Annotated in this window: 11 protein-coding genes and 1 other RNA gene; 2 read left to right on the top strand and 10 right to left on the bottom strand. The window is 49.1% G+C overall.

The window, feature by feature from the left end:
• Nucleotides 1-2 precede the first annotated feature (2 nt).
• Nucleotides 3-929: a PorP/SprF family type IX secretion system membrane protein gene (locus KTO58_RS08425; protein WP_095839805.1), complete on the top strand. Its 927-nt coding sequence runs from the start codon at nucleotides 3-5 to the stop codon at nucleotides 927-929.
• 11 nt (nucleotides 930-940) lie between these two features.
• On the top strand, nucleotides 941-2,350 hold the full coding sequence (locus KTO58_RS08420) for a tetratricopeptide repeat protein (RefSeq protein ID WP_095839806.1): 1,410 nt from the start codon (nucleotides 941-943) through the stop codon (nucleotides 2,348-2,350).
• 53 nt (nucleotides 2,351-2,403) lie between these two features.
• On the opposite strand, the gene KTO58_RS08415 is transcribed toward KTO58_RS08420, so the two are convergent.
• The 10 genes from KTO58_RS08415 to bioD form a co-directional block, all read right to left on the bottom strand.
• Nucleotides 2,404-2,826 carry a DUF4870 domain-containing protein gene (locus tag KTO58_RS08415; RefSeq protein ID WP_095839807.1) on the bottom strand — a complete coding sequence of 141 codons (423 nt, stop codon included), beginning with the start codon at nucleotides 2,824-2,826 and terminating at the stop codon, nucleotides 2,404-2,406.
• Nucleotides 2,827-2,922: 96 nt separating this feature from the next.
• Nucleotides 2,923-3,296, bottom strand: an RNA gene (rnpB, locus tag KTO58_RS08410) — RNase P RNA component class A.
• Nucleotides 3,297-3,347: 51 nt separating this feature from the next.
• Nucleotides 3,348-4,388, bottom strand: a complete 1,041-nt coding sequence (locus tag KTO58_RS08405) for a Smr/MutS family protein (protein WP_095839808.1) — start codon at nucleotides 4,386-4,388, stop codon at nucleotides 3,348-3,350.
• A gap of 215 nt (nucleotides 4,389-4,603) precedes the next feature.
• The gene (locus KTO58_RS08400) at nucleotides 4,604-5,053 is read right to left on the bottom strand and encodes a DoxX family protein (RefSeq protein ID WP_095839809.1); all 450 of its coding nucleotides are present in this window, start codon (nucleotides 5,051-5,053) and stop codon (nucleotides 4,604-4,606) included.
• A gap of 129 nt (nucleotides 5,054-5,182) precedes the next feature.
• Nucleotides 5,183-6,865 (bottom strand): amino acid permease, encoded by a 1,683-nt coding sequence (locus KTO58_RS08395; protein ID WP_095839810.1) that lies wholly within the window; start codon nucleotides 6,863-6,865, stop codon nucleotides 5,183-5,185.
• Nucleotides 6,866-6,989: 124 nt separating this feature from the next.
• Nucleotides 6,990-7,961, bottom strand: coding sequence for a polyprenyl synthetase family protein (locus KTO58_RS08390; RefSeq protein WP_095839811.1), 972 nt, complete (start codon nucleotides 7,959-7,961; stop codon nucleotides 6,990-6,992).
• A 114-nt stretch (nucleotides 7,962-8,075) separates the two neighbouring features.
• Nucleotides 8,076-10,700 carry a ribonuclease R gene (rnr, locus tag KTO58_RS08385; protein WP_095839812.1) on the bottom strand — a complete coding sequence of 875 codons (2,625 nt, stop codon included), beginning with the start codon at nucleotides 10,698-10,700 and terminating at the stop codon, nucleotides 8,076-8,078.
• Between the two features lie 106 nt (nucleotides 10,701-10,806).
• Nucleotides 10,807-11,931 (bottom strand): tetraacyldisaccharide 4'-kinase, encoded by a 1,125-nt coding sequence (lpxK, locus tag KTO58_RS08380; RefSeq protein ID WP_225860139.1) that lies wholly within the window; start codon nucleotides 11,929-11,931, stop codon nucleotides 10,807-10,809.
• 1 nt (nucleotide 11,932) lies between these two features.
• Nucleotides 11,933-12,520: a 5-formyltetrahydrofolate cyclo-ligase gene (locus tag KTO58_RS08375; protein ID WP_157753090.1), complete on the bottom strand. Its 588-nt coding sequence runs from the start codon at nucleotides 12,518-12,520 to the stop codon at nucleotides 11,933-11,935.
• A 33-nt stretch (nucleotides 12,521-12,553) separates the two neighbouring features.
• On the bottom strand, nucleotides 12,554-13,198 hold the full coding sequence (bioD, locus tag KTO58_RS08370) for a dethiobiotin synthase (protein ID WP_225860138.1): 645 nt from the start codon (nucleotides 13,196-13,198) through the stop codon (nucleotides 12,554-12,556).
• Nucleotides 13,199-13,211 lie beyond the last annotated feature (13 nt).

Raw genomic sequence — 13,211 nt, 5'->3', positions numbered from 1 at the left:
ACATGAAAAGAGTCGTCCTTATCATCGTGATCGTCTGTTTGTATGGGGAGGCGGTACAGGCGCAACAGGATGCGATGTATACGCAATACATGTTCAATATGATGGGTGTCAATCCAGGTTATGCCGGCAGCCGGGGGATATTGAGTGCCACTGCTATGTACCGCCGGCAATGGGTGGGTATAAACGGGGCGCCGGAAACCGCCACGGTATCATTTGATATGGCCACACGCAATAATAAAGTGGGGCTGGGTATACAGGCTTTTGACGACCGGGTGGGTATTGTACATTCCACCGGCTTATATGCTACCTACGCTTACCGCATCAGATTTGAAGATAAGGGCTCACTGGCTATTGGCTTGCAGGGCGGTTTTAGCAACTATAAAGCCAACCTGACAAAAGTAGGCCTGATAGATCCTAACGATCCCTCCTTTGCACAAAACATCAATACTATCCTGCCAAGTTTTGGCGCTGGGGTCTATTATAACAGTGACCGTTTTTATGTAGGGTTTTCTGTGCCTAATCTCGTTAAGAGCTATCTGCGGAAGGATGAGGTACAATATAGGGCAGATGTGATCGCCAAAAAGTACCTCCACTTTTTCTTTATCGCCGGTTATGTATTTGACCTTGGTAACGAATTCAAGCTGAAGCCTTCTACTTTAGTGAAGGCCGTAAGAGGTGCACCAGTTCAGCTGGATGTGAATGCCAACCTATGGATCAAGGATGTGGTGTCTGTAGGTGCTTCTTATCGTACCGGGGATGCCGTATCCGGCTTGCTGGAAGTACAGATCACTCACCAGCTGCGTATCGGATATGCTTATGATCATACGATATCCAAGCTGGTCAAATTCAACCAGGGCACACATGAGATTATGTTGCGTTATGAATTCGGATGGGAGAAAGGCCGGATATTATCTCCCCGTTATTTTTAAACTGTATCCAAATGAAATATATGTTCCGGATCACCTTTCTTTGGCTGCTGGTCCCGGTCCTGCTAAGCGGGCAACAGCGTTACTTATTGTCACAGGGGGATAGAGCTTATCAATCATTACAATATGTGGCTGCTATCCCTTTTTATGAGAAGGCGCTGCAAAAAGATTCGCTGCGTAGCGATGCGTTATCTAAACTGGCAGATTGTTATGACAGGACCCAACAATATACTCCTGCACTGGATTGTTATGGGCGCCTGATTCAGCTGGATACGACTGCCCATGCTGAGCTCCGGTATGCCCAATTACTTGCGATGCATAGCCGCTACGTAGAGGCAGCAGCGCAGTACCGGCACTGGCTGACCCGGTATGGCCATGATCCGCTTATCACGGCTACTGCAGCGCTATATGAAAGAGGAATGGATAGTCTTTACCTGGATACATTACAGGCGCGAACTGTATTACTGAATATCAATAGTGGCTATTCAGATTTTTCCCCGGTATTTTATGCACGAGGGCTGGTATTTGTATCTGACCGGCCCAAGAGTGGTACTTCCAGCAAACGGTTTGCATGGAATGGTGCGGACTTTCTCACTTTATACCGGGTAAACGATACGGCACACGTGATCGATGCCAGGTTGCGTACTCCTGCCTTGGAGCATTTACTTTCCTATGCGGCCAAAGACCGGCGTAATGCTGATAACAGTACCGCCAGCAGTAACGATAGCCGGCGGTTGGCTGTAAATCCCAAACTTAATTTCCTGCCTGTCGACAACCAGCTATCCAGGAAGATGGTATTTCCGTTTCATGTACAGCTGAACAGGAAATATCATGAAGGACCTGTTTGTTTTAACCGTGGCCAGGATACCGTGTATATTACGCGTAATAACCAGGTAAGCGCGGGAGATGGGCATATCAACCGGCTGAAGATGTACCGGCTGGTGGCGCGCAATGGCAACTGGGTCGGGCAGGAAGAATTCCGGTATAACAGTAATGACTATAGTACCGGGCATCCGGCGCTTCATCCGGATGGTAGTGTCTTGTTTTTTACAGCGGATATGCCCGGTGGATCGGGTGGTAAAGACCTGTACTATTGCCTGCGTACAGACAGCGGATGGGCAGCGCCTGTTAATGCTGGTCCTGGTATTAATACGAGTGGTGATGAGATGTTCCCTTACTTCGATGAAACGGGTGTGCTTTATTTTTCTTCGGACCGGTGGCCGGGTCTGGGGGGATTGGATATTTTCCGTGTGCGACTGGATGCGGCTCAGCGGCCTGTGCAGCTACCTGAGAATCTGGGTGCACCGATCAACAGCGCGCGTAATGATTTCGGGATCGTTTGGTATGGTCAGGGGCAGGGAGCCTATTTGAGTTCTGACCGTCGGGGTAATGATGATATCTACCAATATATCCGTCGTAAATAAAAACGCCGCGTATCTTATCGTAACGCGGCATTTCCTAGTATTGTCAAGCCTTTTTATTTAACGATACGCAGACATATCGGGTAACGGTATGGTATACCGTTGCTGCCTTTAATAGCGGCGATGATAGAGAAGATGACATTAAGCACCCATACGATCCCATGTGCGCTACTTCTCAAGCCCCAGAAGTGAAAGCCTGGAAAAAACCAGTTGGTATCTCCATTAAGAAAATGTGTTAATGACCACAGGCCGCTGCTGAGGCCAAACAGGATACCGATGGCGACGTTGAGGAAACTTAAGGTAATCTGGAAATTAAGTGCTTCTTTTCCCTGGCTGTCGATAAAGGAAGAATCGTTTCGTCTGATAAGCCACATGACCAGTGCGCCGATCACATTGCCTACGTATGAAAGGAATATCATCCCAATCAGGCCCCCCAGGTGTACCAGTGCTCCCCATGTACGTTCATCTTTTTGATTCATATGTATAGTAGTTAATTACAGGAAAGTTAACGGCTTCCTTCGATATATCAAACAGGTTCTGTATGGCCGGAGCAGAAAAAAAGGGACAGGAAAAGAATAAACTACAAACCTATAAGCCGGATTCTGTTCGCCTGCCGAAGCGGGCGATGCTATCATTTATCTGCGATAACGTTCGCACGTTACCTGTATCTGCCTACCCTCGGTCTTGGACGAGCAGCCCTCAAGCGACCGTATACATGGCATTTCAGCACACAAGGTTTACCCTCTCATGATGTTACCACCACAGGACGCAGGCTCTTACCCTGCATTTTCACCCTTACCGGGAGCAAGCTCCCGGCGGTTATTTTCTGTGGCACTGTCTGTACCTGGTTTGCACCAGGTCCCACCCGTTAGGTGGTGTGTTGCTCTTTGCTGTCCGGACTTTCCTTCCTCCAGGTTTGATCCTGGAAAACGATAGCACGGTTTGTAGTTTAGCCTGTAAAGATATAAAAAAGCGCCGCATGATGCGGGTTTTACTGTCGTTATCTATAGCTATGAAAGAATATCTCTGTAGCGCCATACCCATATTTGGGATGGTATTCATTCACGTAATAGTTGACTTCGGGTGTTTGTTTAAGTATTGCGTGCAGTTCTTCCCGGAGTTTTCCTTTGCCGATACCATGGATTACAACCATACGTGGTAGTTTATGCGAGATAGCCAGGTCGAGGTAGTGTTGGAATTCATTGAGCTGGATGGCAAGGATGGCGATATTGCTCAACCCTCTGTGATCTTTGATGAGGTTTTCTATATGCAGGTCCAGTTCTTCTTTGGGTTCTACCGGGGAGTCTGGTTGCAGGGTGATAGTTTTGCCCATGATGGTGTACTGACTGCCTACAGGTTTCTGTTCGATCTTTTGCTGGATGGTTTCTTCCGGTGTCCATTCAGGATATTTATCGAACAGTGGATAGCTGACGGTGGCGTCGCGTCTGATCCTGAGTTCGTTGACATGCTGGAAGATTTGTTTGGGTTTCATCTTCCAGGTCTTATGGAAGTTCCTGGCCAATTTTGGATTGGGTTCTTTGAGGGAGAAGGTGAATTCGAAGCGGGGATTGTCGTTGAGGGCTTCGAAGGCCACATCCGTCAGGTAGAAGTGATTCCAGGGCAGCAATTCGTTCCTCATTTCGAGTTCCATCCCATTTTTCATCCACAGCTGGAAGTGGAACTGGAGGGCGAGGGAAGTTTCATTAACGAGATGGAATTTGAGTAATTGTACGCCTTCTTCCATTCCATCGTGTTGAAATACCGGCAGCATGGAGAGGGATACGCCTTTTTCCGTTCTGAACACTTCGTGTTTTTTCTTTTGTTCGGTGCGGATCTCTTCGCCCGGCAGTTTGCGGGGCGGTGGGGCGGTCTTCTTCTGTGTAAACCGGTGGAAGTACGGGAAGTCGATCTGATCGAGGTATACGGGGAAGCTGGTGTTGCCTACTTCTACCATTACCATTTTGTCGTTGATGATATCTACTACGGTACCTTCTTCTTTAGAGTGTACCAGTAATATCCTATCTCCTATTTCATATTTCATAATTGCATTCGCTCGTCGAAGTTACTAATATGCAGGTTGATCTTATAAAAGATTATCTGCACGTATACAAATAGCAAAGCTAAAATCTTAAATCGGAAATCTGAAATCGGGATATCTTCCTGAAAATAGGATAGCGAATCATACTGCCCCTCCATTCAACAACGGGACGTGTACAATTCGCTATGTCAGTAAAGCCAAATGTGTGATAGTGGCGCCTATGGCTCAGCCTTATCAGGATGGCGGCGCATGTATTCATCGATGGAAAGGGGACCGCTGCCTTCTATGAGGAAGAAGAGCAGCAATAACAGCACAAGGATAGAAAGGCCAAGTTCTGCGTGCACATTAAAAAGCCCTGTAGGGCTATTTACGAAAATGATGGCACCCACTAAAACAGGGAGTTGTGCCAGTATTGCCGGCCGTGTAAGTAGTCCCATAGTGATCAAAATACCTCCAGTCAAATGAGCAAAGACAATGTAATGAGCCAGCCAGAAAGATACTACCGTTAGAAATGGTTGTTCATTTATCAGGGATTTCAGCACGTCAATGTTTTGAACAAAGACTACACCTTTCCAGAAAAGGAATATACCCAAAGCCATTCGGATCGGGTCAATCCATTTAGGATGATGTGCTTCTCCCCAACGGTCGATTCGTTGTAGCATGTTCATAAACGAGGATTTTAGTATCAAAGATCTTATCCTAAGTTACAAAAAATAAGTAACAACAGCTAATTCCATGCAGGGGGAGGCCTCTCCCATGGAGAAGGCACTTTTAGTTATTTTCTGCGGGGGGTATTCTTAAGTGGTGGCTGTTTTAGGCTTTCCCAGTTTGCTGTGGCCGTAGCCGTAAGCGAAGTAGACGGTAAGGCCTACTGCCATCCAGCCGAAGAATACCAGCCAGCTTTTAGCAGGTATTTCGATCATGAGGTAGAGGCAGCATAGCATACCCAGTACCGGGATGAGGGAGAGTTTGCGAATGATGGTGACGATGGTGATGGCAAAAGCCAGTATGAGGAAGATGAGGAAGAGTATTTCCTGATATGCTTCATGGGAGAGGTTGAAAACGCTGTCATATATTCTTTCCCGGAAGGTGTAACAGAATACGAACAGGAGGAAGGGTACTATAAACCGGCCGTTGATATAGGGGAGGTTGAATTTTTTGGTCCCTTTATTTTCCAGTTTGGGCAGCAGGAGTACGCCGCCGCACACCAATACGAAGGCGAAGAGGGTGCCTATACTGGTCAGGTCGGTTACTATGCCACTTTCAATGAATAAGGAGGGGATGGCTACCAGGAAACCGGTGACGATGGTGGCAAAGGACGGTGTTTTGTACCGGGGGTGCATTTTGGCGAAACGTTTAGGCAGCAGTCCGTCGCGGCTCATGCTCATCCAGATACGGGGCTGTCCGATCTGGAATACCAGTATTACGCTGGTGGCAGCTACTACGGCGCTGATGGAGACGGCATAGCCGATTTTGCCCATGTTGACCTTTTCGAATACGTATGCCAGTGGGTCGGATACGTTCCTGAATTCGGAATAGTGCACCATACCGGTAATGACCAGGGTGACAATAATGTATATGATGGTACAGATGATCAGGGAGTAGAGCATGCCTTTGGGCAGGTCAGTTTGTGGGTTGGCACATTCTTCCGCGGTAGTGGAGATGGCATCGAAGCCGATGTAAGCGAAGAATACGGCGGATACGCCCTTGAGTACCCCTGCGAATTTATTGGGCAGGAAGGGTGTCCAGTTGTCGGTATTGATATAGAAGATCCCTACGGCCACTACGGCGGCCAGGACGACTATCTTGAGGCCTACCATGAAATTGGCGCTACGTTTACTTTCCTGGATACCGATATAGGCGACGATGGTGATAATGACTACGATGACGAATGCCGGCAGGTTGAGGATAAGTTTGGTATTGCCCAATAGTGGGGCGGTAGCCCATGCCAGGTTGGATACGTCTTTGCCATCGGTCAGGGCGGTCTCGAATGCCAGTTTGGCGGTGCTGTAGTCGGTGCTGAGCCAACCGGGCAGGTGGACACCCATGCCATCGAGTACGTTATTAAAATAGCTGCTCCAGGAGATGGCGACCACGATGTTGCCGATGGCATATTCGAGGATGAGGGCCCACCCTATGATCCAGGCTGCCAGTTCTCCGAAGGTAACGTATGAGTAGGTGTAGGCGCTACCGGAAACGGGGACCCTGGATGCGAATTCGGCATAACAGAGGGCGGTGAACCCGCAGGTAACGGCGGTGATGAGGAAGAGGAAGATCACGCCGGGGCCGCCGTCGTAGGCTGCCTGTCCGATAGTACTGAAAATCCCTGCGCCTATCACAGCTGCTATTCCCATAAAGGTCAGATCTTTCACTTTCAGCACTTTGTGCATGTTGCCAAAATTATGGCAATCACCTCCATTCTGGGTAGTGTCTTGTAAAATATTGGTGATCGATTTCTTTCGGAATAACGACTTAGACATTGGCAGGAATTACTATTATCAAAGTTTTAAAAATAGAAGTACGCGCTAATATAACGATTTATTACCGTGGAAAAACAGGTATAGCACCTGCCGCGGGAGGTGTGCCGGCGGCAAGTAAAAAATATTATTGTTGTCTGCTCAGCAGGTACTCTGCCAATTCTTTCAGTGCTTTTTTTCTTACGGACAGGACGGCGATATCTTCAAGGTTGCTGAAGGCCATTTCCTGGAATCGCGCTTTTTCTTTTTCGGCCCAGGTGTCGACGCGACAGTCATGGAACAGTTCCAGCATTTGTGTCACTTTATCATCCGGGTTGGTACGGAGTAAGGTATGGAGTTTCTCTTTCTGTGCCGGATTGCAGCGTTCCAGTGCTTTGAGGAGCAGGAATGTTTTTTTATTGACGAGTATATCTCCGCCTTGTTGTTTACCGAATTTTTCCGGATCGCCAAAGGCATCGAGGTAGTCATCCTGTATCTGGAAGGCGATACCGATATGTTTACCGAACTGGTAGAGGTGTTGTTGATTCCCTTCGCTGCCGCCGCCGATGATACCGCCCAGTTGGAGGCTGGCGGCGAGGAGAACGGAGGTTTTTAGTGCGATCATGTTCACATAATCGGCGTATTGTACCTGTTCCAGCTCCATTTGTTCGAAGTCCATGTCCATTTGTTGTCCTTCGCATACTTCGATGGCAGCCTTATTAAAGACGGAGATGATCTTTTGTTTGTATCTGGACTGTACCTTATTGAGATGTTCATAGACGGAGATAAGCAGGACATCGCCAGCCAGGATGGCGGCCGCTTCACCGTAGGACGTATGTACGGTGGGGTTACCTCTGCGCAGGGGAGCTTTGTCCATGATATCGTCATGAACGAGGGTAAAGTTATGAAAGAGTTCTATGGCGTTGCCTGCGTGAAAGGCATCGGCATGTATGGTGTCGAACAGTTCGTTACCCATCAGGCAAAGTACCGGGCGGATGCGTTTCCCTCCTATCTCTAAAATATGGGCTGCCGCGTCATACAGTCCAGCAGGTTCTCCAGGAAAATGGCGCTTATCAAACTGTTGGGTAAACTGCTGAATGAGCTCTTTAAATGAATGCATGAATGTTGTAACTGATTAGTATTGTTGGCAAAGAAACGGAAAAAAGGATGAAGATAGAAAAGAGAAAATCCGGATGCTGTCAAGATCCGGATTTTCGTGTGTTATAAGGCGTTGTTAGTTTTTATTTTTCTTTCCTGTTTTGCTGGCGGCGGCCTTTTTAGGTGTTGTTGTTTTTTTAGCGGATGTTTTAGCCAGGTTGGCCGTTTTTTTGGCGGCGGCTTTAGCAGCTTTAGGCGGGGTGGCGGCAGCCTTTTGCGTAGCGGGCTTGGGGGCCGGAGCCTTCTCTTTTGGAGGGGCGGCGGCTTTCTTTGGCGGGGCCGCCGGTGGTGCCTGGGCTGCTGGTTTTGCTTTAGCCGGTTTTGTCGTTTTAGCGGTCGGTTTGGCTGCAGCTTTCTTTTTGGCTGCAGGTTGAGCCTTTGTTTTTACCGCTTTGGGAGTTGGTGCTGACGCCGGCAGGTCAACGCTAACTGGGCCTGCAACCGGTAGTGTTGGTATTTCTACCGGAGGGTTAGTTTTTGTTTTCTTTTGTTTTTTTGATTTTTCCGGTGCGGTGGCTGGTGTATTGGTTACTCCGGCTGGTGTGGTTACAGGCGGCTTTGTGATAGACGCGGTATCCTGGGAGGCAGCCGGTTTCGGCAGGGATACCGGCTTATCAGCACTTACGGGTACGGTTGCGGGCTGCTGTGGCTGCCGGCGTTTTTCGGCCGGCTGCTGGAAGCGGCCTTTTTCTTTCCGGGCAGGGTCTTTGCGGCCCTGATCTTTGCGCTGTTCGCGATTGTTATTAGGTTGTTCGTCGGCCAGGTCGTAGTCAAGCTGGCGTTTGACGAGGTTAGCTGATAACACGCGGATCCTTACTTTATCGCCTATGCGGAATTTGCGGCCGGTGTGCATCCCAATGAGGGCGTATTCTGATTCATCATGGCGGAATTCGTCCCTGGCGTTGAGGTTATGCAGGCTTACCAGGCCCTCGCATTTGGTATCAACGGTTTCTACCCAGAACCCAAAGTGGGCTACGCCGCTGATGACACCCTCGAAGGCATCTCCGATGAATTCCTGCATGTATTCGACCTGTTTGTATTTATTCCCTGCCCTTTCTGCTTCCATGGCTTTGCGTTCCATTTCAGAGCAATGTTTACAATGCCGTTCCATGTGTTTATCCGGACGGATCTCGTTGTCGAGGCATTGTGCCAGTACGCGGTGTACGAGTACATCGGGGTAACGGCGTATGGGGGAGGTGAAATGACAGTAGTGTTCAAAGCCCAGTCCATAGTGACCGATATCATCGGTGGTATAGATCGCTTTGGCCATGGTACGGATGCCGAGGGTTTCGAGAACATGTTGTTCCGGTTTGCCCTGTACGAGTTGCAACATGGTGTTAAAGGAAGTTGCGATGGTATCCGGGTTATCCATCTGGAATTTATATCCGAATTTGCGGGCGAATACGGAGAATACTTTCAGTTTCTCTTCGTCCGGGGTATCGTGTACCCGGTACGGGAAAGGTACCGGTTGTTTGTTGACTTTGAGTTTGAATACATATTCTGCAACGGTCCTGTTGGCCAGGAGCATGAATTCTTCAATCAGCTGGTGCGCTTCTTTACTTTCTTTGATGGTGATGCCGATGGGTTTACCATTGGGATCGAGCTGGAATCGTACTTCCTGCGAGGAGAAGTTGATGGCCCCTTCATTAAAACGTTCTTTACGCAGCCGTTGAGCGATATCATTGAGCAGTAATACTTCCTGTTGGTAGGGCCCCTCTCCTGTTTCGATTACGTCCTGTACTTCTTCGTAAGTGAACCGGTGTGCGGAGTGGATGACGGTACGGCCGAGCCAGTATTGTTTGATCTCTCCGGTGACTGTCATCTGGAATATGGCGGAGAAGGTGAGTTTATCTTCATGCGGGCGGAGCGAACACAGTTCATTGGATATTTTCTCAGGGAGCATGGGCAGTACGCGATCCGGCAGATAGACGGAGGTAGCGCGTTTGGCTGCTTCTTTGTCGAGGGCGGTATCCGGCAGGACGTAATGGCTTACGTCTGCGATATGTACGCCGATCTCATAGAGGCCGTTTTTGAGGCGGCGTATGGAGAGGGCGTCATCGAAATCTTTGGCATCGACAGGGTCGATGGTGAAGGTGAGTATTTTACGGCAGTCTTTGCGTTTCTTTATTTCTGCAGCTGGTATCTGGTCCCCAATATGTGCCAGTTCTGCTATGACCTCATCGGGGAAGCTAAGCGGGAAGCCGCTTTCGATGAGTATTTCTTTCATGGCGAGGTCGTTGGTGTTGCTGGCGTCGAGTATTTCGAGTATTTCCCCTACTGGTTTACGGGATTTTTCTCCCCAGGCGACGATGCGAACGACGGCTTTATCGCCGGTTCTGGCATCTTTCAATTCGTTGGCCGGTATATAGATATCGGGCAGGAATGCGCCTTTTTCGGGTAAGAGGAAGCCGAAGTTCTTACTTATCTGTAAGGTGCCGGTAAATTCTGATTTCTTTCGTTTAAGAATATCCGTTATGACCCCTTCCATGCGGCCCATATTTTTAGCCTGGCGGATGACGTCTACGAGCACTTCATCTCCATCGAGCGCGGTATTGAGGTTCTTTTGTTTGACCATGATATCGCGTGTCAGCCCTTCTACGGTAACGAAAGCCATGCCGGAGCGTGTTACTTCGACGGCGCCGCGGTAGGTTTTTTTCTGGTTACCCCCTTTCTTATTCTTATTCTTTTTTTTCTTATTCATTAGTTGTCATATAAGGTGTATCTGTCGCTATCTGCGGTGCAGGCGTAGCGATCAATTGTCTATAACAGGCAGGGAATATGCATTGTTCATAATCGTGCGCTGATCATTATTCGATTGCATCCTTGGTGTCTGGCAGTTGCCCGGTATGGTATGCCGGGGCGCCTTCGGTTTCCGTGTATTTGCGCTGTATATAGTCAAAAATATAATTATTAAATGATACCTGTTCATCAAACAGGAAAGATATTTCCACCGGTATGATGGCGATCTGCCAGTTCCTGGCGGTGATCTGTTCCTGCAGCAGTGAAAGTCTTACTGCATCTTTCTCTGTGGTGACGATTAGTTTTTGTTGTCCGGGCAGGTCTTCCAGTTCTCTCTGTATTTTTTCCAGGTCGCCATTAGTATAATAGTGATGGTCAGCGAAAGGGAGGAGGAAGACTTGCCGGTAGTTTTCCTTCAAATGTTGTACCAATGGTTCCGGGCGGGCGATACCGCATACCAGTAAGATGGTGGTGTCGGCGGAAACGGGCGGCAGGGAGGCCAGTGGCAGCATGGGATATTGTTGGCCGTATTGCAAGGAGGTGAAGAACAGCTGTTGGTGAGGCAGCGGTGCTATTTCTTTGCGTAAGGCGGCCTGATCTGCCGTACTTAATGTCGGGGGGCATTTGGACACGATGATGCAGTCTGCCCGGTGATAGCCATTTCTTCCTTCGCGTAGTCGGCCGAAAGGTACGATATGATCGCGGGTAAAGAGGCGGCTGTAGTCGGTGAGCATGATATTAAGTCCCGGTTTGATGGAACGATGCTGGAATGCGTCGTCGAGGAGTACGGTGGCGATGTAGGGGCGTTCTCCCAGTAGTTCGGGGATGGCGAGCATTCTTTCTTCGCCTACGCACACACTGATATCCGGGAATTTCTGATGGAACTGCATGGGTTCATCTCCTATTTCTGCGGCGGTGGTATTGGGGCCTGCCAGGACAAAACCTTTGGTACGCCGGTTATATCCTCTGCTGAGGGTGGCGATGGGCATGAATTGTTTGAGCAATCGGATGAGGTATTCGACATGCGGTGTTTTGCCGGTTCCTCCTACGGAGAGGTTGCCGACGGCGATGGTTGGTATTTCGAATTCGACGGCGGTGAGGGCGCCGTTGTCGTAGAGGCGATTGCGTATCCACATGATGAGGCCGTACAGCATGGAGAAGGGATACAGTAATATTTTCAGGTATGATAGCACGTCAGTTGTTTTTATTGAAATGATAGATCTGTTCCGGGGTGATGACGATGTCGAGCGGTACATCATCCGGGGAGGCGTCGGCTATCAGCGGTACGGGGCCGAAGAAGCTGAGGCCTATTTTACGGGTATCGGGTCGACAGGCGCTGAGGAAGCGATCATACATTCCTTTGCCATATCCTACGCGTTGGCCATGGCGGTCGAATGCCAGGAGGGGGACAAATACGAGGTCGATCTGTTCCGGTGCAATGGGGGAACCATTGGTATCTGGTTCGGGAATGCCATATTTATTTTCCGTGAGCGGCGACACGCCATTCCAGGTGAAATGGGTCATGGCAGCTGTTTGCATATCGGAGTGGGACAATACCAGGGAGATACCAGGTTGCTGGGTGTGTATCCAGCTGGCGATGGGCCAGGTATCTACTTCCTGCCGGCGGCTGATGGGTAGAAAGAGGTGAAGATACCGGATGTTAGTGTAGTCCAGTCGGGTACATTGCAGGTAGATTTGCCTGTTAAGGTCTGCGACGGTGATGGCGGGCAGGTTCAGGCGTTTTTCGAGATACTCTTTTCGTATATCCTTTTTAGTGGCCAAGTGTATTCGTCGTAAGTTAAAAATGCGGACGGATCAGGATGTCTGCAGGGCTTTTTCCAGACCAGGTCTGAGGTTGGCTGCCTGTTCGGCGATAAAGGCCGGGGTGATCTGTCCTTGTTGGATGCGGCCGATGAGCGGAAAATTGCTCCACCGGATGACATCTGTTTCGTTGGTATGGTAGTCTCCGCTAAATATCCAGCCAAGTACGGGTATACCACTTCTTTGCAATTCCCTGGCAGTGAGCAGGGAATGATTGATACTGCCGAGATAGTTCTGTGCGACGATGATCACGGCAGCATTGAGTTGTGCGATGAGGTCGATGGTAAAGACCGTTTCGTTGACGGGGACCAGCAGGCCACCGGCGCCTTCTATGATGAGGGGGCGTCCATTAGTACGGATGTTGTCTGCCTCATGGAGGATGGTATTGATATTGATCTGTACTTGTTCCATGCGGGCAGCCAGGTGAGGTGATGCTGGTTCCCGCAGGCAATATACTTCTTTATGTTGTATGGATAACGAATTTGACAGCAATGCGTGTACGGTAGCTGTATCTGTTCCATCTTCAAAGCCTGCCTGTATGGGTTTCCAGTAGTCTGCCTGCAGTGCCTGTGTGACGCATGCTGCTGTAACTGTTTTTCCGACTCCTGTGCCTATTCCTGTTATAAAAATCCGCTTCATAATTGACAAAGAT

The sequence above is a fragment of the Chitinophaga pendula genome (genome assembly GCF_020386615.1).
Lineage (GTDB): Bacteria > Bacteroidota > Bacteroidia > Chitinophagales > Chitinophagaceae > Chitinophaga > Chitinophaga pendula.
Note: the sequence above shows the minus strand (reverse complement) of the source record. Positions and strands in the feature narration are given on the sequence as shown.

Bases quoted from the DNA above. Each gene is read 5' to 3' on its own strand.
- KTO58_RS08395 (WP_095839810.1), bottom strand. From the start codon at position 6,865: ATGTCTAAGTCGTTATTCCGAAAGAAATCGATCACCAATATTTTACAA.
- KTO58_RS08415 (WP_095839807.1), bottom strand. From the start codon at position 2,826: ATGAATCAAAAAGATGAACGTACATGGGGAGCACTGGTACACCTGGGG.
- rnr (WP_095839812.1), bottom strand. From the start codon at position 10,700: ATGAATAAGAAAAAAAAGAATAAGAATAAGAAAGGGGGTAACCAGAAA.
- KTO58_RS08400 (WP_095839809.1), bottom strand. From the start codon at position 5,053: ATGAACATGCTACAACGAATCGACCGTTGGGGAGAAGCACATCATCCT.
- KTO58_RS08405 (WP_095839808.1), bottom strand. From the start codon at position 4,388: ATGAAATATGAAATAGGAGATAGGATATTACTGGTACACTCTAAAGAA.
- KTO58_RS08420 (WP_095839806.1), top strand. From the start codon at position 941: ATGAAATATATGTTCCGGATCACCTTTCTTTGGCTGCTGGTCCCGGTC.
- KTO58_RS08425 (WP_095839805.1), top strand. From the start codon at position 3: ATGAAAAGAGTCGTCCTTATCATCGTGATCGTCTGTTTGTATGGGGAG.
- bioD (WP_225860138.1), bottom strand. From the start codon at position 13,198: ATGAAGCGGATTTTTATAACAGGAATAGGCACAGGAGTCGGAAAAACA.
- KTO58_RS08390 (WP_095839811.1), bottom strand. From the start codon at position 7,961: ATGCATTCATTTAAAGAGCTCATTCAGCAGTTTACCCAACAGTTTGAT.